The sequence below is a fragment of the Pseudomonas sp. GW822-FHT02D10 genome (genome assembly GCF_058802345.1).
This window is the reverse complement of sequence record NZ_JBXAOB010000001.1, coordinates 387811-406981: the sequence shown is the minus strand read 5'-3', so window position 1 is coordinate 406981 and position 19171 is coordinate 387811. Positions and strand designations below refer to the sequence as shown.

At 51.5% G+C, this 19171-nt stretch carries 19 protein-coding genes and 3 pseudogenes; 10 read left to right on the top strand and 12 right to left on the bottom strand.

What is annotated here, in order from left to right:
- Window positions 1-78 precede the first annotated feature (78 nt).
- Complete coding sequence (locus tag AC1RPZ_RS01865) at window positions 79-741, top strand: response regulator (RefSeq protein ID WP_493134206.1); 663 nt, start codon at window positions 79-81, stop codon at window positions 739-741.
- Window positions 738-2078: an ATP-binding protein gene (locus tag AC1RPZ_RS01860; RefSeq protein ID WP_493134204.1), complete on the top strand. Its 1341-nt coding sequence runs from the start codon at window positions 738-740 to the stop codon at window positions 2076-2078. The genes AC1RPZ_RS01865 and AC1RPZ_RS01860 overlap by 4 nt, the downstream gene beginning before the upstream one ends.
- 140 nt (window positions 2079-2218) lie before the next feature.
- Here the strand turns inward: AC1RPZ_RS01860 and AC1RPZ_RS01855 are convergent.
- Window positions 2219-2374: pseudogene (locus AC1RPZ_RS01855) on the bottom strand (metal-sensing transcriptional repressor); the annotation flags it as partial.
- 42 nt (window positions 2375-2416) lie between these two features.
- Here AC1RPZ_RS01855 and AC1RPZ_RS01850 point away from each other — a divergent pair.
- A complete protein-coding gene (locus AC1RPZ_RS01850) occupies window positions 2417-2875 on the top strand; it encodes a metallophosphoesterase family protein (protein WP_493134202.1) in 459 nt (152 codons plus the stop codon).
- 33 nt (window positions 2876-2908) lie between these two features.
- On the opposite strand, the pseudogene AC1RPZ_RS01845 reads toward AC1RPZ_RS01850, so the two are convergent.
- Window positions 2909-3117: pseudogene (locus AC1RPZ_RS01845) on the bottom strand (hypothetical protein).
- A 284-nt stretch (window positions 3118-3401) separates the two neighbouring features.
- On the opposite strand from AC1RPZ_RS01845, the gene AC1RPZ_RS01840 reads away from it, so the two are divergent.
- The 3 genes from AC1RPZ_RS01840 (at window position 3402) to AC1RPZ_RS01830 (ending at window position 7143) form a co-directional block, all read left to right on the top strand.
- A complete protein-coding gene (locus AC1RPZ_RS01840) occupies window positions 3402-5132 on the top strand; it encodes an ATP-dependent nuclease (RefSeq protein WP_493134200.1) in 1731 nt (576 codons plus the stop codon).
- A complete protein-coding gene (locus AC1RPZ_RS01835; protein ID WP_493134198.1) occupies window positions 5119-6540 on the top strand; it encodes a UvrD-helicase domain-containing protein in 1422 nt (473 codons plus the stop codon). The genes AC1RPZ_RS01840 and AC1RPZ_RS01835 overlap by 14 nt, the downstream gene beginning before the upstream one ends.
- Window positions 6541-6714: 174 nt before the next feature.
- Window positions 6715-7143: a hypothetical protein gene (locus AC1RPZ_RS01830; RefSeq protein ID WP_493134196.1), complete on the top strand. Its 429-nt coding sequence runs from the start codon at window positions 6715-6717 to the stop codon at window positions 7141-7143.
- A 57-nt stretch (window positions 7144-7200) separates the two neighbouring features.
- Here the strand turns inward: AC1RPZ_RS01830 and AC1RPZ_RS01825 are convergent.
- From AC1RPZ_RS01825 to AC1RPZ_RS01810, 4 genes and pseudogenes are all read right to left on the bottom strand, one after another.
- Window positions 7201-7545: pseudogene (locus tag AC1RPZ_RS01825) on the bottom strand (transposase domain-containing protein); the annotation flags it as partial.
- 35 nt (window positions 7546-7580) lie between these two features.
- The gene (gene tnpB, locus AC1RPZ_RS01820; RefSeq protein WP_493134795.1) at window positions 7581-7892 is read right to left on the bottom strand and encodes an IS66 family insertion sequence element accessory protein TnpB; all 312 of its coding nucleotides are present in this window, start codon (window positions 7890-7892) and stop codon (window positions 7581-7583) included.
- 31 nt (window positions 7893-7923) lie between these two features.
- On the bottom strand, window positions 7924-8298 hold the full coding sequence (tnpA, locus tag AC1RPZ_RS01815; protein ID WP_493134195.1) for an IS66-like element accessory protein TnpA: 375 nt from the start codon (window positions 8296-8298) through the stop codon (window positions 7924-7926).
- A gap of 247 nt (window positions 8299-8545) precedes the next feature.
- A complete protein-coding gene (locus AC1RPZ_RS01810) occupies window positions 8546-9832 on the bottom strand; it encodes an alpha/beta hydrolase (protein WP_493134193.1) in 1287 nt (428 codons plus the stop codon).
- A gap of 599 nt (window positions 9833-10431) precedes the next feature.
- On the opposite strand from AC1RPZ_RS01810, the gene AC1RPZ_RS01805 reads away from it, so the two are divergent.
- Window positions 10432-10887, top strand: coding sequence for an Xre family toxin-antitoxin system antitoxin (locus AC1RPZ_RS01805; RefSeq protein WP_493134191.1), 456 nt, complete (start codon window positions 10432-10434; stop codon window positions 10885-10887).
- 62 nt (window positions 10888-10949) lie between these two features.
- On the opposite strand, the gene AC1RPZ_RS01800 is transcribed toward AC1RPZ_RS01805, so the two are convergent.
- The 3 genes from AC1RPZ_RS01800 to AC1RPZ_RS01790 all read right to left on the bottom strand — a co-directional run bounded on the left by AC1RPZ_RS01800 (window position 10950) and on the right by AC1RPZ_RS01790 (window position 12411).
- On the bottom strand, window positions 10950-11309 hold the full coding sequence (locus tag AC1RPZ_RS01800; protein WP_493134189.1) for a hypothetical protein: 360 nt from the start codon (window positions 11307-11309) through the stop codon (window positions 10950-10952).
- Window positions 11310-11663: 354 nt separating this feature from the next.
- The gene (locus tag AC1RPZ_RS01795; protein ID WP_493134188.1) at window positions 11664-11855 is read right to left on the bottom strand and encodes an antitoxin Xre/MbcA/ParS toxin-binding domain-containing protein; all 192 of its coding nucleotides are present in this window, start codon (window positions 11853-11855) and stop codon (window positions 11664-11666) included.
- Window positions 11856-11892: 37 nt separating this feature from the next.
- On the bottom strand, window positions 11893-12411 hold the full coding sequence (locus AC1RPZ_RS01790; protein ID WP_493134186.1) for a hypothetical protein: 519 nt from the start codon (window positions 12409-12411) through the stop codon (window positions 11893-11895).
- A gap of 121 nt (window positions 12412-12532) precedes the next feature.
- On the opposite strand from AC1RPZ_RS01790, the gene AC1RPZ_RS01785 reads away from it, so the two are divergent.
- Window positions 12533-12841, top strand: a complete 309-nt coding sequence (locus AC1RPZ_RS01785; RefSeq protein WP_493134184.1) for a helix-turn-helix domain-containing protein — start codon at window positions 12533-12535, stop codon at window positions 12839-12841.
- An 816-nt stretch (window positions 12842-13657) separates the two neighbouring features.
- Window positions 13658-16123: a UvrD-helicase domain-containing protein gene (locus tag AC1RPZ_RS01780; protein WP_493134182.1), complete on the top strand. Its 2466-nt coding sequence runs from the start codon at window positions 13658-13660 to the stop codon at window positions 16121-16123.
- 88 nt (window positions 16124-16211) lie between these two features.
- On the opposite strand, the gene AC1RPZ_RS01775 is transcribed toward AC1RPZ_RS01780, so the two are convergent.
- On the bottom strand, window positions 16212-16511 hold the full coding sequence (locus tag AC1RPZ_RS01775) for a hypothetical protein (protein ID WP_493134180.1): 300 nt from the start codon (window positions 16509-16511) through the stop codon (window positions 16212-16214).
- 219 nt (window positions 16512-16730) lie between these two features.
- A complete protein-coding gene (locus AC1RPZ_RS01770) occupies window positions 16731-17015 on the bottom strand; it encodes a hypothetical protein (RefSeq protein ID WP_493134178.1) in 285 nt (94 codons plus the stop codon).
- 305 nt (window positions 17016-17320) lie between these two features.
- Between AC1RPZ_RS01770 and AC1RPZ_RS01765 the strand changes: the two genes are divergently transcribed.
- Entirely contained in the window at window positions 17321-17860 is a 540-nt protein-coding gene (locus AC1RPZ_RS01765) for a hypothetical protein (RefSeq protein WP_493134176.1), read from the top strand.
- Window positions 17861-18054: 194 nt separating this feature from the next.
- Here AC1RPZ_RS01765 and AC1RPZ_RS01760 read toward each other — a convergent pair whose 3' ends face one another.
- On the bottom strand, window positions 18055-19167 hold the full coding sequence (locus AC1RPZ_RS01760) for a DUF3800 domain-containing protein (protein ID WP_493134174.1): 1113 nt from the start codon (window positions 19165-19167) through the stop codon (window positions 18055-18057).
- Window positions 19168-19171: the final 4 nt, after the last annotated feature.

Sequence of the window (19171 nt, the reverse complement as noted above, 5' to 3'; positions counted from 1 at the left end):
ATGCGCGCAGTTAAGACTTCGGCACACTGCGCGGTACTCCACCGAGGCACTGACTGATGTGAGGAGAGGGATCAGGCGATGCGAATATTACTGGCAGAAGATGACCCGATGATCGGCAGTGGCTTGCAAAAAGGCTTGCGCCAGGAAGGGTACACAGTGGATTGGGTCACGGACGGCAAGGCTGCCATACACGCTTTGGAAACCACCCCTTATGCGTTGCTACTACTCGACCTGGGACTACCGCGCCAGGATGGCATGGATGTGCTCAAGGTTCTGCGTCAGCACGACGAGAGCTTGCCAGTGATCATAATCACCGCCCGCGACTCGCTACCAGATCGGGTAGCTGGCCTTGATCTCGGCGCTGACGATTATCTGGTTAAACCGTTTGCCATCGAGGAATTGGTTGCACGTATTCGCGCCGTCAGTCGTCGGCAATCAGGACGTGTGCAGACCGAGCTTCGAGGCGGCCCGTTGCGCCTTGATCCGGTACGACACCTGCTGTGGTTGCGCAACGAGCCTGTCAGCCTGTCGGCCAAAGAGTATGCGTTGCTGCACGAGCTGATGAAGGTGCCAGATGCAGTGATCTCCCGCGAGCAGCTAGAGGATCGCCTGTACGGTTGGGGTGATGAAGTGGGTAGCAATGCCGTGGAAGTTCATATCCATAATCTGCGGAAAAAGCTCGGGGCCGAGGTCATCCGTACTGTTCGAGGTGTCGGTTATCACATTGGAGAGGATGCATGAGTTCGCTCCGACGGCGTCTGCTGTTTTGGCTGCTGCCAGCCACTTTTCTGGCTGGGCTGCTGGCAAGTATCGGCACCTATTGGGGGGCAGTCCTTGAACTGGACGATCTGCTCAACGATCAAATGCGTTACCTCGCCGAACACATCAATGTGGATCCTGGAGAGCGTGTTGTACTGACCGATACAGCCAAGAAACCCAGTCCACTCAGTGATGATAATGCTGATGAAGTACTGCTTCAGGTTTGGAGCACAGGAGTCTTGAATTTTACGACCGACTCAGCGCTCACACTGCCTCCACCGCAGCAAACTGGCCTGAGTGATGTTCAGGTCGGAGATCAAACCTGGCACACGTTTGTCAGCCAGCGTGGCGACAAGTTTATCCGGGTGGCTCAAGCGCAAAATAAACGCTGGGAAGAACTCGCCGGTTTAGCCGTACACCTGCTGTGGCCAGTAGCATCTCTGATTCCCTTGCTGGCCCTTTTCTTGTGGTTTGGTATCAGCTACGGGCTAAAACCACTGCGAACAGTGACGACAGAACTGTCGGAGCGCAACGTGAATAGCCTGCAGCCTATCGCTTCGAAAGAGCTGCCTGGCGAAGTCAAACCTCTGGTCGACGCGCTCAACGATTTGCTGGAACGGCTGGCGAGTGCCTTCACCATGCAAAAGCACTTCATCGCTGATGCCGCGCACGAGTTACGCACCCCAGTTGCAGCACTCAGCATTCAAGTGGAGTTGGCACAGCGGGCCACTCTAGATGAAGACCGTCAGGTATCGCTGTCAGAGGTACAGGCCGGCGTCACACGTCTTACTCATCTGACACAACAGTTGTTGACCTTGGCCCGTTTGGAACCTGACGCGCAATCGCCGGTCATGCAGAGCGTCGAATTATCCGCTCTCTGCAAGTCGGTAATCACTGATCAAGTTCGTCGGGCCGAAGCCTCGGGAATTGATCTTGGGCTGACCGAGCATGCTGCATCCAGCATTTTTGGGGATCCCGAAACGCTGCGAATCCTGCTCAATAACCTGGTCGACAACGCCATTCGTTACGCGGGTGCTCATGCAAGGATTGACCTGGCAGTGCGCGAGACTGACCAAGGGGTCGTGCTTGAGGTCTGCGACAACGGCCCAGGAATAGGTGCAGCGGATCGTGAGCGGGTGCTAGAGCGATTCTATCGAGGCAGTAATCAAACCGGCTCTGGCAGCGGACTGGGGCTTTCAATTGTTAAAACAATTGCAGAGCAGCACGGAGCTCAGGTGGAACTTCATGCAGCCCCAAATGGAGTGGGGCTGCGGGTGCTGGTGATTTTTCCGTCTAAATCGGAAAATCGCGCAGGGTAGAAGATATCTCCAGAAGGCTCATTACCCAAAGCCGGTAAGCACTGGCACCTTCAATTGATCCCACCTGGTTGATGTCTGCCCATTCACTATTTTTGTCGCTCCAGCATCAACTACGCCATTCTCGTGTCTGAATTCTGTGGCTATTTGAGGTAAGAGCGCAGAGCGGAAACGACTTGTTCGACATCTTCTTGTCTGTTTTCTGGAGAAACGGCATCAGGCCCAAGGTGCTCCCGAATATGCCCTTCGAGAACTTCTGTCATTAGGCCGTTAACGGCACCTCTGATCGCAGCGATTTGCCCATTACACTGAGGTCAATCTGAATCGGCTCTGGAGACAGCATGAAAGTTGGCGTGATTTCCGATACTCACGGCTTGCTCCGCCCCGAAGCTCTTACTGCCCTGGAGGGATGTGAGAAGATCATTCACGCGGGTGACATCGGTAGTCCGGAGATTCTTGATCAACTGGCATCTATAGCTCCATTACACGTAGTGTGTGGGAACAATGACCAAGACGCACCATGGGCAGAAAATCTCCCTGATCTTCTACGTTTCGACGTCAACGGATGGCAGACGCTGTTGGTGCATGACATTGTCGACGTCCCGGTCGTGCTCGATCCTAGCATAAAGCTGGTGATCACCGGCCACTCCCACAAACCATGCATAGAATGGCGTGGTGAGCAGCTTTACCTCAATCCCGGCAGTGCGGGACGACGACGCTTCAAGCTGCCAGTGACGCTGGCTCTGCTAGAGGTATCGGCGACTTCAATTGAGCCTCGGTTGATTTATTTACTGGAGTGACTCGCGTCATCCACAGTGGGGAGGTCGACCAGTTCACTCGGGTGCCATGAGCACCGCAAGCGTCATATTGATGAACTCTTCGTTCTTGCTGATTGTGTCCAAAGCACCACGAACGTTTCCGGCGACCTCCGCTGATCCGCGCTGCTCGACCCACAGCGTCAGTTCCATGATCGCGGCTTCGGGGCCAATTGATTCTGAATGATCCTGAAGAGTAGGGAAGGGAGTAGGTCTAAATTTGCCATCGCGATTTTCCTCCATGGAAAAGACCAGCATAGATCTAGAGAAAAAATTACCGAGACGCCATTCCGTTTTTCATGAATCAAATGATCGCCCTCATTCGCGGCGGACTGCATTGCTACTCACGCTCTAGCGACGGGTGGCCGGTCAGGTTGTGTTCCCTCGTGCTTTTGCCTTTCTTTCACGGGCAGGAGCTAGTTTTCGACTACGCTCCCAAAACTTCGCATCTTTTTACATAACTCAAAGCAGGGAGCCTGTCGGCCAGCCCGACTGAAAACAAGGATCGCATATGGCTAAAATCTTCAAAGTCGAGATCCAGAACTTCAGGGGAATTCAGGATCTTGTTTGGTTTCCAGCGCCCGGCGTTAACTGCCTGATTGGTAGGGGTGACAGCGGAAAATCGACCATCCTGGATGCGATCGACCTTTGCCTGGGGGCTCGACGCTACGTCCAGTTCAGTGACGTGGACTTTTATGCTCTGGACGTCACCAAGCCCATTAAGATTTCGATCACGCTGTTCGACCTCGACGCTCCATTGAAAAATGTAGAGAGCTACGGAATCTTCCTGCGCTCGATTAACCCTGCGACCCGGGACATCGAAGAGGAGCCTCACAAAGACTGGTCGACGGCTTTGACCATTCAACTGATCGTGGAGGGTGATCTTGAGCCCGTCTGGTCGCTGACGTCCGCGCAGGCGGAAAATCTTGGTACCACCCGTCATCTAGCTTGGAAGGATAGGGCGCTCGTAGCCCCCACAAGGCTTGGAGGGTATTCCAACTCAAATCTTTCCTGGACGAGAGGATCGGTGCTGAACAAGCTCACGGAGGAGCGTGCAGAGGTGGGTGCTGCGTTGATTGAGGCCGCGAGGCTCGCGCGGTCGTCATTTGGAGACCACGCACATGACCAATTGGGTGACACGCTTAAACTGGTTACCGATACAGCGACAAGTCTTGGTATCCCAGTAGGAATCAGCGCCCGGGCACTGCTGGATACCCATGCGGCTCCCTTCAATGATGGCGCAATCTCGTTGCACAGCCAGCAGGGCATTCCGTTACGCAGTCTCGGGACGGGATCATCTCGCCTTCTGGTTGCCGGACTGCAAAAAGTGGCCGCTAAATCGGCATCGATTTTATTGGTCGATGAGGTCGAATTCGGATTAGAGCCACACCGCCTCGTTAGGCTATTAGATTCGTTGGGAGCGAAGGACACCAACTCCGCACTCCAAGTATTCCTGACCACCCATTCGCCGGTGGCCTTGCGTGAACTTTCTGGTGATCAACTGTTCATCGTCAGGGGTGGAAACTTAAATCACCTCATCTTGCCGGTCGGCAACGATGACGATGTCCAGAGTACGATTCGCACGGAACCCGAAGCATTTCTCTCTCGTTCTGTGATCGTATGTGAAGGTGCGAGCGAGGTAGGGTTAATTCGCGGATTAGATCTTTATTGGGTAGAGCAGGGGAACGCGCCGTTAGCCTCTGCAGGCGTTTCCTTTGTTGATACCGGTGGTGGTGACCCAGACCGATGCTTTCATCGAGGCAATGCGCTGCTACGACTGGGGTACCGTGTTCTGGTGGTAGTCGATAGCGATAAACCGCCCACAGAAGGGTTGGTGGCTTCATTTCTCGCTGCAGGCGGAACCATGATTGCCTGGCAATCCGGCCGCGCACTGGAGGATGAGTTGTTCTTGAGTTTGCCGCCTGTAGCGATCGCTCGCCTGGTCGAGATGGCGAACAACCTCATGGAAGAGGGAAGGGTTGACGAGCATATCAAGACTGCTTCAAACGGACGCTACACACTCGCAGGAATTGAAACCGAAGTGTTGTTTTCAGGCTATTCACCGGAGATTCTGGCCGTGCTTGGCCGCGCATCCCGCACCAGAAAGGCTGGATGGTACAAGTCGATATCCAAGATGCATAATGTCGGTCAGTTCATTGTTGGGCCTAACTTGGGCAACAGCACACTGGCCTTCCAGCTCGCCATCTCGTCTCTCTTTGTGTGGGCCCATGCCGAATCCTGAAATCGATTTGTTGGCCTTCGGTTGTGGCTCTATCACTGCACCGGCCGGTTGCGGCAAGACACAGCTGATCACCGATACGCTCAAGCTGCATCACTTCGCTAAGCCTGTGTTGCTCTTGACCCACACCAATGCGGGAGTTGGGGCTCTGCGGGCACGACTTAAGTTAGCTGGCGTAAATTCGTCCACTTATCGCGTATCAACGATTGATGGATGGGTGATGAGATTGATAGCAACCTTTCCGGGCAGGAGTCAGCACGACCCTGAGATCCTGAAGCTCAAAAGAAAAACAGATTACGCCAGCATTCGAGACGCCGCGTGGGGGTTGCTGGCATCGGGTCATGTATTCGACGCCCTTCAATCCACGTATTCCCGCGTGTTTGTCGATGAGTATCAGGATTGCACGTTGCCGCAACATCAGATCATTGCCTGGTTAGCAACTGCATTACCCACCTGCGTCCTGGGTGACCCCCTGCAAGCTATTTTTGGGTTCAACGAACCCTTGGTTAACTGGGAGAAGAACGTCTTCAGTTACTTTCCAAGTGCCGGACACCTTTCCACACCCTGGCGCTGGCGTAATGTCCAGAATGAGCCGCTGGGCCAGTGGCTCTTGCAGATTCGTGCGTCCCTACAAACTCGCCAGGCAATCGATCTTCGCTCGGCGCCTGCCCAAGTGCAGTGGATTGCACTCGAAGCCACAACCGCCCATGAGCAACGGCTTGAAGCGGCTAGAGTTAAAACTGCTTCAGTCGATCATCAGGTGCTTGTCATCGGGGATAGCCAAAATCCGAGAGGACAACGGAAAATTGCGAGTCAGACGCCGGGCGCAGTGACTGTTGAAGCGGCTGATTTGAAGGATTTGACCGCCTTCGGGCAAGCGTTCAATCCTGGCTCACCTGATGCATTGAACGTGTTGCTCACGTTTGCCCAGGGGCTGATGACAAATCTCGACGTTGCGGTGTACATCAGGCGACTAGGAAGCTTATGCACGGGCAAAGCTCACAACCCAGCAACGGAAACCGAGCAATTTGGGATGAGCTTTATGGCGATCCCGAGCTTCGGATCTGCTCTGCTGTTGCTGGACGCCCTTCGCGATCAAACGGATGTGCGCGTCTACCGTCCAGAGATTTTGCGCCATTGCAAAAAAGCCCTCAGCCTTGCAGCCGAGGGGTCGATGACGTTTGAGGATGCGACAGTCAGTATCCGCGAGCAGAATCGATACGTGGGTCGGCCAATGTCGCGGCGATCCGTTGGCAGCACACTTTTGCTCAAAGGACTCGAGGCTGATATCGCTGTGGTGTTGAATCCTGAGGAGATGGATGCCAACCATCTCTATGTGGCGTTAACCAGAGGGGCACGGCAGTTGGTCGTGTGCTCCAGCACGCCAATTTTGCAGCCCAAAGCTAAATAACTATTCTCTGAGAAACCTCAAGGTTAGGCGGGGCGTTCTTGAAACTGCGGCCAGATCAAGGCAGTCAACTTGCTGTGTTTCAACCACTACGGATGAGCGAATCTGCCGGAGCTTGGGAGGAACATAACAGCGGGCGAAACTGCAGTTCCAGCAGCAATCTTCAGGAGCTTGTCAATGATATTGAGATCTGGCTTTGACCCAAAGATGTCTTGGAAAGGCTACGTAGTCGCAAAGGGATACATGGGCGGTCTCAATAAGCTCGGCCATTTGGTCATGGCGGTGGCGGGGAGTAAACTGGTGTGCTTCGTGGTCACTCCAAAAATCGCGATAGCAATTTCTTCAATAGTGCTGGCATTCGCCTTTTGTCTCGGCAAAGATTATCGTCGCTATGATAAGGAGTTAGTCGAGAGCACAAAGCTTTGGGGATTGCTAAAACTGATCAGCCACGCATGGCAGTTTTGGATCGCGATGTTGTTCTTTATGAGCCTTGGAGTTGGCACGGTGCAGTGGACAGAAATCGAGACCTGGAAGGCACTGGTATCGTGGATCGGTATTGCTGGATTGGTGTTTGAGTTCGTCGTTAAACCAAAGCTCAACCTATAGCGCGACGTTGAGAGTAGTCGTTCTTCCGGGCTAAAGTGGCCCGCCGATATGCGTGATCTCCCCCAACTGACGAAGCGTCCCACCACAACCGGAGCATTGCGACTCGGGCTGATGGACATGGATTTCGCGGGGGAGATGTTCAGGCAATGGTTTACGGCGGGAAACGGTACGAGGTGCTGGCTCAGTGATTGGCATCACTTCGGCCTGGCTGACCTCCAGCTCTTCAAGGCTCAACTGGAGTTGGTCGATCATCGCGTCCAGTTGCTCGGAACTGCGACCGAACTGCGTGCGCCGCAATTTGGCGATCATCATTTTCAGGCGCTCAATCTCTGCCCGCTGGGCAGAGACCAGCGCCTTTAAGGTTTGAAGATCATTGGGCAAGGAGTCGGTCACGTGAGTCATGGCCGAATATTACTAAGAATTTTCAGCGCGTAAAGTCAGACCGCGAGGACGGGTGCTGTACGAATTGGCCTGCGCCAATCAATGCCCTCCAACAGCATCGACAACTGCGCCGCCGTCAGCGACACGCTGCCGCTGTTCGCTTGCGGCCAAACAAAACGGCCTTGCTCCAGACGTTTGCAGAACAGGCATAACCCGTCGCCGTCCCACCACAGCAATTTGATCCGATCACCGCGTCGTCCGCGAAAGGCAAAGATCTGGCCGGAGAAGGGATCGGCTTCCAGCTGTGTTTGTACCAATGCTGCCAATCCGTCGAAGCCACGGCGCATGTCGGTGACGCCGGCGGCGATCCAGATACGGGGGTTCCAGCGGGAGGTGCAATCATCGCAACAACTGCTGCAAGGTGAGTTGCAAGGTCTGCGGGTCAGGTGTACCGGTGATACGTAGCTTGGCTTTTCCCACCTCGAGCAGGATTTCGGAATGGCACGCCTGCTGTGGTGAAGCTGCTGACGGCAAGTCGATGGGTGCTTCGATCACCTCGATTAGCAGGAGCGTCGCGCTCTGGGTGACCGGGCCGAATGCGCCGTCCTGGTATTGCTGCCGCCAGCGGAAAACCATGTTGGCATTGACGTCGTGCTCGCGAGCGATCATCGACACTGAGGTGCCGGGTTGGTATGAGGCTTCGACGACCTTGCGTTTAAATACGGTTGGGAAGTTCGGGCGGCGACCGTGGCGACGAGCGGGAGCTGTATCCAAGATAGTGTCCACTAAAAAATGGTGTCCACTATCTTGGCTAATTTGGAGAACGGTCAGGAGTGGGTGCTGACCAGACGGTTACCAATTTGCTATAAGGGCGTGCTAACTTCCCGTGAAGGTTTCAGGATCGATAGCCTATGCCCTTGCACGAAGGCCGACCTCATACTGGGGTAACGGCTGAGCTACTAAGGAGCGGTTTTCTGCCCACTAGTTGCGAAGCGGCGAGCGCGCGCAGATTCGCATTGGCCTAAGGGGTTAAAATCCAGTAAGTCGAATTGTCATTTAAGTCAATTCCAAATCGTTGGTTAGCCCTTAGTGAACTACCTATCAGGTAGTGCATATCGTTCAATACACGACTTGAATTTCCGTAGCGCGAGTGACCTAGCATGTCATCTATAGCCACTGCTTGTGTGATATCAACTGCATCAATCTTCGGCGATGCGAATCCTGCTTTTCCACTGAAGCCAAGACGTTGACCATCGTTTAAGTGTGAGTTGGATGAAAGGCTCAAAGCTCGATCATCAGAGGACATATATATCGTCGCCTTGCCATAATTTTCAAACGATGTGCTGTATTCTCTCCGGAAGTAGTCTCTATCGAAATCGGGGGCTGCTAGAATAATATTACCAAAATGCTTGTTGAATTGTTCTGGATTTTTAGAATACAGCTCTGCCATCGCGGGAATCACAATTTGAGACCCCATGCTGTGCACAAGTATGTGGATTTTCCTTCCCTTTGACGTCGTTGATACGCGTTGCACAAACTCCCTAAATGCTCTGACTGATTCCCCTGCTAGCCTATAGTCAGGCATATACTTGGTAGGATCCGCTTGGGATGGCCAGCTGAATAATACTGGTTGTACATTTAGATCAAGATCATACACTACTTGACCAGTGCGTTTCACTGCTTCATAAAAACCCACGTTGAAGCCATGCACGAATATAAGGATATCTCCATACGCTATGTTACCTTGTGACGACAGATGTTTCATAAACTGGTCTTCGCTCAGTTCCTCAGTCTTACCGCTGTCCAGCTTAATAAAACCTGTACTCTCTTCGTCTCCACTCATAATCAGCTTTAGTTTATGGAAGAATGAGTCTTTGTCTCGAAACTCTCCTCGTTTGCGGTTTTTTGGAATAAGTACGGTCTCAGATCCGTATGACATCGAACCCGAGATACCCCCTCCGAACCCCACGTTTTTTATTGACGCTCGGTTAGTTCCATAAAGTACTTTAACGCCGTAATAGGAGTCGCCATTAATGTCTTTAAATTCATCGCTTTTGACGACATGGCCACTGAGTGACGCGACTTTATCTAGCGAATGCAGCGAGGCATATGCTCGATGTTCGGCCGGTAGATATTCGGCTACCGGCTCACTTACTGGCTCAGGAGGTGGTGCCGCCGCGTAAGCTACATCCGAGGAGCTGCCCGTCCCCGTAGTCGTCGGTGACGCCGGCTCCGAACTACAGCCATTTGTTAACATTAACGCGACGCTTAAAAGGATATAAGCAAGCCTGAATTTGAGTCCTTTCATGTTGGCCTCCGGTATGATGCGGCTAGAGGAGCGTCTAAAGGCGTTCGGCGTACATCACTCTTTTCATGAGCGTAGCGCGTGGCCCTCAGATTGCCACCATATTTTTCGATGCGTCCAATGGGCCTCTGTAAAGCTCTGAGCTTCCTCGTATTGTGTTGCTCTAACGTCAGTTCCCGCAGCGTAGTGCACCAACTGACGCAATCCCTAACCCATCCAATAGAATGTTTACGGCTTGAATTAATTGCCCGATTCAAAGTGCTCTAACTCAGACCTACCTAAAAGCGGGCCCGGCTGGTTCGTTACCGCATGGAGTGGATTTTTTGTGGCGTCTGCGAGAGCTCGGCAGAATGGGATCATTCGGTTATGTACGCTATCTGGACAACCCTGCTGATGACCCGGCGACGTTCGACAGTGGGTTCATCTTGGAGCGCGAAAAAGAGGGACTGACCATCGCCGAAGCGCTCCAAGCGCTGGTGGTCTTTAAGCGTAGCCAGCGAAGGAAAGGGGTTAATCTCTTTCGGGAGCGGGGGTAGCGTTAGACTCGTGCAATGAGGGATCGAACAACTTCTGTCATGATGAGCTAATGGAAGACACTAGACGTGGGAATCGACTCATCAATCAAAGAACATAACCCCGTTGAGTCTGCTCAAGCGAACATTTGGGCAATGATGGGACTTCCGGCTCGCGGCGCTATGCTCCACAAGATGGTTCACCAAGGTCTGTCCTTTGCTTTTTATAAGCAGCTGGCAGTTATCCTGGCCATGTCCGAGAGTGAGCTTCGCCAGTATTTGTGCATCTCGCCTGCAACGCTGTCGAGGAGAGTGACTGCGGGGCGATTGAACACTGCTGAAAGCGATCGGTTGTGCGCGCTGGTTGGTGTACTGAATGCTGCTCTGGAGCTGTGCGAAGGTGATCTTCCTGCCACCAGGGTATGGATGAAATCGCCCGTATTTGGACTTGGCTCAAGAGCACCGTTTGAAATGATGAGCACGCGCGTCGAAACTCAAGCCGTGATCGAACTGATAGGTCGGTTGGAACATGGGGTATGCGCTTGAATAGCGCCGAGGTCAGCCGCTTACTAGTGGGTGTACGAGTCCCCGCGCTAGTGACGTGGACATCACACTCCTAGGTCGAGCAGCAGCCTCCATTCAAGTAGATATCCGGGCAATCGACCCGCTGGCAACGCTTGAACAATCCCACGCAACAGATGAGAGCGATGTCCGTTGGACAGCGCGACGGCGTTCGGATTCTCCTCGAATATCAGTGGCCCCTTTCCAGCTAGTCGCTGGCCGGCACTTAGAGCCTCAAACGCTTCAGGGCCTAGCCATTCGAGGCGCAGAAATCCGAGGTTGTCCACTTTGCGTTTATTCACATAGCTTTTCAGAAGCTCTTCTACAAGCTCTTGTAGGCGCAGCGCCCCCAAAGTTTCAACCGCTAGCTTCCAAATTTCACCTTCCCTCGGAACTGTAATCGCCATGCAAATTCCTGATTGGTGATGGCCCTGGAAATTCTTTACGAACTCTGGTCGTCGTTGATTCGTTCCGATCCACGTCGACCACATCCCGCGAGATGCAGGCGTTTGGCTGGAGCCTAGTATCGGTCGCCCGCGAAATCATCGACGTAGGCAAGTAGCCTAGGTACTCGAATATTTAAGGTGCTGAGCTAACGCCTCCTTCAATTCGAGCAACGCCTCTCAGAGTCGAGCGTCCTCGCGCGCGTCACCTGAACTTGGCTTGAAATCTTCAATGTGCCTAAGCAGGGTTTCGCTGTCGTTTGTGTTGAGATCCAAAACAATCATGTTGAGTCCGGGATTTTGGAGGATGGGCTCGTGTCAGCAGGCGTACCCATGACTGACTCTTTCAAGTTCAGCTTTTACGAGTTCGTATCCCTTTTCAGTGTGAGCCGCTTGCAACCGCGAGCTATCACCAGCCCCGACTATCGGCTGATTCAGCCAATGATCGGCTTTCGCTTTGTTGCCAAATACAAACTCGGCTTGGCGTTGGATCAGCTCAACATAATTCATTTCTGGCTCTCGGGAGGCCGTCGGTATCCGCTCGGTTTTAGCGAGCCGTCGAGGTCGATGTTGGCGTCTTTGCGCAATATTCGCGAAAAGCCTTGATGCCTCGCGTGGTGATCAATACTGGCTTAATCATGAATTTGTAGCTTACGAACAGATTCAATGCGAGCCACACAAGTTGGTAAATCGAGCCTTGGAAATGCCCGTGGCTTGCACTGTTTTCCCAGAGAAGACGCGCTACGAAGATAGTAAAAATGGCGACCATCAGGGGGAAAATACTGAGCCGCCCCAAAGACACCGCAATGAACGGGATATTGACGACCGAACGGACTGGCTCTCCCTCGACCTGAATGGCCCAGATTCTGTTGACCTTGTCTTTGCCCAGCTGTGATGTCACTCGAACCCGATCACCCGCCTTTACATGAGCGTCCAACACATCCGGGATTTCGAGCGGTTCGAGTTTCTTGCCGTCAATTTTCCAGAAGTGGTAGCTCACCATGTCGCCGCCGAAACCTCGCGATTTTTCGTCGAGCCGGCCATCCACAATTTTCATTTCCTTCATCTTGATCCCTGTCCTTGCGTTTCGAGTGATATCAAAAGGATATTTCTGCCGAATCCTAAGTAAGTCTTAGCACGCCGTCAAAGAGAATTTAAGAATCTCTTAGTCTTTTGCGGCGAGAGAAATGACGACGTTCAGCAGGCGTTTGAAAGAGGCACGAAAGGCGAGAGGGTTTTCTCAGGAGCGACTGGGGATAGACGCCGGAATTGAGCCCGCATCGGCATCAGCACGGATGAATCAGTATGAGAAGGGTGTGCACGAGCCAGGGGAAAGCACCGTGCAGCGGATAGCTGCTGTACTGAATCTGCCGGCGGCGTACTTTTATTGTGAGGACGATGATACTGCGCATTTGCTGCAGTGCTTTCACTGCCTGAAAAAAGATGATCGAAAACAAGTGGTCGATTTGGCTGAGAGTCTTGCTTTCAATCACTGATGTTGCGATCGGATAGAAGTTGTGAAGTTGCTTTGCCCCCAAGCTTGGGGCAAGCAGATCGCCTTACTTTCGGTCTGCCATTGCCCTCTAATCCTGCTGCAGTCGGCTTGGTCTATGATCGTGCTTCGAACCGCTGCCTGGAGTAACCCCGTTGAATCCAAAAAAGAGGGCGTCACTGGTGGAGCGTCAGGGGCTGCAATCGGTGATTGATAACGCACGAATTTCAGCTGAAGCAGGTTACCCGGACTGTACGGCTGACGATCCTGCAACCTTTGACGCGGACTTTATAATCGATAGAGAGCGAGAGGGGATGAGTGTCGCGCAGGCACTTGAGGCCTTGGTAGCATTCAAGCGCAGCCGCAGTTCATGAGCCTTGCCCGCTACTTCAGCTGTAGCCGTAGGTGTTTTGGTCGCTACCAGGCGCTTGACGCCTCTTATTCTCCTCAAACTCGATGTTGCCGGCTTAGTGCTTATGGTTCCTGGCGCTGCTTTCGAGGGCTCTATTGGATGGAAAAAGTCAGGGATATCACTGGTGGAGCGAGAAGGGCTTCAATCCGTGGTTGAAGATGCGCGAAAGTCAGCTGAAGCAGGTTATCCGGACAATACGGAAGACGATCCTGCGACCTTCGATGCGGAATTCATTTGGCGAGCGACTACGAAGTCCCTGTCAGGCTGTCAACGGGTCGAACGTTCAGTTTGTGAGACGCTATCTTGCAACAACACCGAGATTGAGAGGTTCGTGCTGGGAAACACGATCAAGGAAGGATAGGCTTTGTGCCATTATTTTCGCATCATAGCTTTCGGGGCAGTTAGGTAATGGAATCCTCCTCAAAACAGCAAATGCCGTCGCCAACTTTTGACGGAAAAGACCCTCATTCCAGCAAACATTGGTGTTGGCAACTGATTGATCGCCTTTTGGACTCTCTGAACATTGAGCAGGCTTCCGCTTGGAGGAAAGGCAGAAGAGTTGGCCTGGAAGAGGGGCGGAAGATCGTTGAGTTTCGAGCAGGGACGCCACCGATCCCCGGCCCACCCCTGCCAGTTAAGGAGAAACTCTTCGAAGATTGGAGATTTCCAATTACAGCTGAAATGGAGCGAGAGATCCGGGCCGATATCGCAAAGCACCTTCCCAAGCAGGCGCCTTCTGACGATCAGTGGAAAATGATTTTGTCGAAAACGCCAACCACATCGGTTGTTGCCGGTGCTGGTAGTGGCAAGTCCACCATGATGGTCATCAGATTGTTGGTGCTCTACCACTACCTGAAGATCGATTTTTCAAGCCTGACTGCCGTGACTTTCACCAAAGAGTCCAAGAAGGATTTTGCAAAGAAGCTACGGGAGGTGTTTGCACTCTGGGGGCATACCATTACAGAGGAGAAGTCTTTCGACATTGTCCGAACATTTCACTCTCGCATCCTTGGGTTTGTGAGGAGTATTCCCGACCTTCAGAAGGCCCAGGCGTTCGAATTTCTAGATCTCAAAGATCCTGACGAGGAAAAAGATGGTGCCTTGTTCAACATGAAGTTGGAGCAAGCCCAGCTTAAAGTCATGGACGATGTTTACCAGCGCCTTTATGCCAGTAACCTAAAATTCAAAGCGCTGATCTTGAAGCTATTTGACGTGGCGGTTATGCAGCAGAAGTTGGACGCAAAAAGTGAAGAGGCAAAAAAACTACGTCAGAATATCGGTGAGATATCGCGACGGGATAAAAACCTTTGCTCAGAGCTTGAAAGCTTCTGGACGGGGCAAGGTCACTGGCCGATTCAGGGTGTAGTACCGCATCGTAAAAAAATCGCTGTTGAAGGCGAGGTGTTCTACTCAAACGGTTACATTTCTGAAGCAAATGCTTATGTCCTCCTGGGGCGGGACAGTTCCGTGGACTACAAATACACCAGAGAGGGCTCGAAACGCTGGTTTAGTTCGGAAGTCAATCAGAAGACCATGCTATTTAGTGCCTTTGTCAATGAACCTGTCATTGTATTAAACCGATATGTCGATGCAGCAGAAATTGTTCAGGAGGCTGGAAGTTTGCAATCTCGAGCCCCGAAGTTTCGATATAAAGTCGAGGGAGAGTTGGGGGCGAAACACATCCTGGAAGCGTTTTATTCCGCCGCCTCATTTCTCGAAAATCTTGGTTTGGAAGCTGTTGGGGCGATCAAACAGCTGAGAATTAGTGCAACCCATTCTGACTTCCTGTTTTTTGAGGCGCTGGGGATTTATTGGGCCGCATTTGAAGATCATCTAAGAGAGATGAGCCCCCCTGTACTGACCTTTAACAAAATGTTTGCCATGTTTGGTGAAGGGCAGGCTGAAAACCTCAAGGCGGTATCACCTTCGGTTTTAAGGCCGATGTGTACGTTGTTGATCGATGAATTTCAGGACGTAGGTGCGAATACCATCTCTTGGATAAAGGCAACATTCAGAGAAATTAAGAACCGTGGAATTACCGCCAAATTCCGTGGGGTTCACGTTTACCGCGAACCCATTTACCCTTCTTTGTTGGCGGTGGGAGACGACTGGCAGAGTATTTATGGCTGGCGGGGCAGTTCTCCGAAGTTTTTCACCGATTTCAATGAATACTTCACCGCACCACCGAGTGAACCTATTTTCATGCAGGAAAACCATCGTTCCCATCAATGGATCATCGATGCAGCGGAGACGTTGGTTCAGGGTACACAGGGATTTAAAAACAAGCATGGACGTGCAGCCAACAAAGAGGTCATGAGTGACAAAGTACCTGTATCCGTTCTGACTCGAAATGATGCCGAACTCGCCAAGCGGGCACTTGAACATTACGAACAAGGGGATTCGATACTGGTGCTTTATCGTATAGGTGCTACTAAAGATGCTTTGGAGAAGGTGCTAGCGAAGCTGCTTGCACGGGCCAAGCGGGAAAAACGAGAGGACGATGTCAAGCTATTAACCTATCACGCTTCGAAAGGGCTACAGGCCAAGGCTGTATTTCTAGTTGGGGATTGTGAGCAAAAGACCAGTTCACCCTATAAAAATAGTGCTTATTCGCTTGCAGGTATGGCAAAGGCGATGGAGCCCAAACCCTTCGATGTAGCGCAAGGAGAAGAAGCCCTCCGAACTGCCTATGTGGCGGTTACCCGCGCGATCACCTACTGCTATTGGTACCTCGACCCAAGCACTCAGGCAGTGAATGTGAGAGCTTCTGAGTACGTTGATGGATCACTGCCATGCTGGAGCAAGGCAGTACAACCAACTGAATCTCCCCAGAACAAGGAAAAGCCGCGCTCTCAACCTATGCGCGCACGTTGAACATTAGGGCGTACGCTTGGCGTGGAGTAAGCAATATCCGACTGTATCTGTTCAGCGATTATATCTGGCTTGGCCATTTCTATGGCGATCAGATGTCTCGCCCCTGCTCTCCGCGACTATGGACGATGAGATCACAGATCACCTTGATCACCTGCATGTCGCCCGAGACGACGGTCTTGATCTGCCCCTCCTGTTGTCTGTTGTATTCAGTATCTGCGTAGTACGCTTCAAGGTCGTAGCCAGGAAGCAACTTTTCGAATTGCATTGCGAGGCGACTGCAGAGATTTCTTTCCGAAATGTTGTTTCTGATGCTCGCCGCGTCCTTAACCAAGAAGCGGCGAAGGGCGCCTTGGAACAACGAGTACATTGCTTCCTGGGAAATTGCCATTCAGCCAGCTCCAATACATTGTTCAAAATGTAGGGGCACGATACGCCGCTTTGCAAGCGGGCAGCGTCTATCGTTGGACGTTGTCTGGTCGAGGTTGGACGAATACGTCAAGTGCCAGGCGCAGGTGAGCCAGGAAGACGACTGCGGGATTCGTTTGGGCCAGCTCTGCAGCCAACCCCAGTCACTGCATTGCCAAGGCTCAATCTGCGCAAGACAACCTTAGACTCGTGCATTGATCCAATCCCAGACGCTCTTATCAAGCCAACCTTGACGTTCTCCATTGTTCACTTTGGTGATGAAGATGCGATCGTTGTTGTCGAGCTTAAGCTTAAGATCATCATTGACTTGGGTGGGAGTGGCATTACTCTCAATCCATCGCACAGTCTCCAGTCCCGAGTCCTTGATATTCGGGTAGCGTTCCAAATGCGCGATGAATGCTCGACGAGCTTGATCGTAATTGCCGCGTTCCTTGTTGAGATTCCATGTAACCATGTAGACAGACATCGATACCTCCTTGTTGAGCCGAGAATGGCTCTTGCGAGGTTAGTTTATGGCGTAGCATGCGTCCATATTTCGCAAGGGCACTCGTAGCGGTATTTTGACGACAAATTTTTGTTATCCGCTTTCGTGGAGGAGGGGTGACATTGCAACAGCTACGATGGTTAATGGAATTAGTCCAATAGGTCAATCTGCAGAAATACCAATGTGATTGCCTACTCGTACATATATGGTTAACAAATTCAATAAACAAGAGATATTGACTCTAGTGATGCGCACTCCTTATGCTGAAATAAAAAATAGGAGTTTTTATGAAAGCTGTATTAACCCCGAGATCATATTTGGCCGAAGTGCTGCCTGCAAATCATCCAAACGGTCATCCACCTTGTTGGGAGTTGTTGAACGACTGCTGGCTCCCGAACCGTCCCTCATGGGACAAACATCGGCGTCGTTACTTTCCAGATCTTGGTGCACGGGAGGAATTCCTTGACGAGGATATCCTTAAAATTTGGACGGCTATCTCGCATGAACGTTCGCAAAAGGAACTTAATGCCCTTATTAGAGCCGGTAAATCGAAAGACAAATACTATGGCAGGTTTCGCTTTCCAGCTGCGCAAATTACAGATTGCAAGGGTAGAACACGTTTGCCTAGAAAGGTCGTGAACGCTCTTCGATACACGCTTACGAGTCCTCTTCAGATCTATGGAGATAGAACGCTTCGAAAAAATGTCATCATGCCGCGCGCGCTTTGGTACGCCCTGACCTATGAAGCCCTTGCCTTGTGGGCTCAAAATAGCGATGTTCCCCAGCATTTGGCAGAGCTTTGTTTGCAAAGCGATTTGGGGTTGTGATTTTCGCGGGGTTCGGGGTTCCGGTTTGGCGAGGGCTGTACTTTGTCGTAAGGCACTTTCGATTTCAGGTATTTCAAACCGGTGAGCGTTGCAGCGAGTACCCGATGTTGGCGGGCTGGAACACATGGCTCGGAGTTCTTTGACTCCTCTGTCGATGCCAGTATTCCAGCGAGGAAATGAACGGATTGTCTTAATCAGGCAAAGCGAATCTCGTTATGAGACCAAACGTAATTGACACCATAGCCTTTTTCAAAATTTTCCGCTTCTGCCATGATTCCAAAGGCTTCTTTGAGCTCCTTGGCAGGGTCTGTTTTAGCGCACAGGATCTCTTGCGCATATCTGACAAGGAAGCCAATAAGCACATCAGCTGCTTGGATGCCAATATTGTCTTCCGATTTGGCAAAAGTCAGCGAGGCCTTTTCAAGAAAATTATAGTTTGCGATGGGCGAAACTTCGCGAGCATTGCGTAGCATTTCAGTCGCTTTTTTTGCAAGATCTAATATCTCGTCGTACTGCGCCTGCTCGTCATGTACCAGATGTATATTTGCAATCTTTCCTTCGTGTGCATGATTGATACGAGCGTAAAGATTGGTCAGTGAGGAATAGTTAGGGAGGATCCAGAATTCTTTCCCTTTTTTTCCTGTGTCCGGCAGAGGCAAAAAACGCTTTACCGCGTCCTCGACGCTCTTTTCTTCCTTCATCATAAGTTCGAAATCGTCGATCGATTCATTAACACACTTAACGAAACCCTGATAAATAGGGTCTGTTGGTTGTGAATGCCCAAAATTAAGAAGTGCTTGGAAAGCGGCCATCAGGCTTTCTTTCGTTCGTTCGATGCAGGCCTTGAAATACGAACTAAAAACATCGTCCGGAGCGTTTTTTGTGATCAGTTGAGCAAAAAAATTTCTCATGTTATTTGATGCTTCATGGTCGTCTATGTTGAAATAAGGCGGCCACACCAAATAGAAGCTGATATTGGTAGCAATAAAAAATTTCTTTTCCACGAGCTCTACAAAGAACGGGATCTTATCACCGGCGATTAACTTTATAAGGTCTAGGATGAATTTCGGTTTGTTTTTGTAGATTTTGGTGGATTTAAGGTCATTCGATTGAATGTTGTGCTTGTTTTTAAGGTTAATAACCTTTTTCTCAAACCCATCAACGTCGGTCACACCTATGCAACCAAGCCCAAAATAGGGTTGGTTTCCAAATTCGAGTTTATCGCCCGCCGTGATCAGGTCGCCGGTATTTCCAGACTCATCAATGAAGTAGGTAATTTGGGGGGAGGGCTTCTTGCTAGCGTCCATGAAT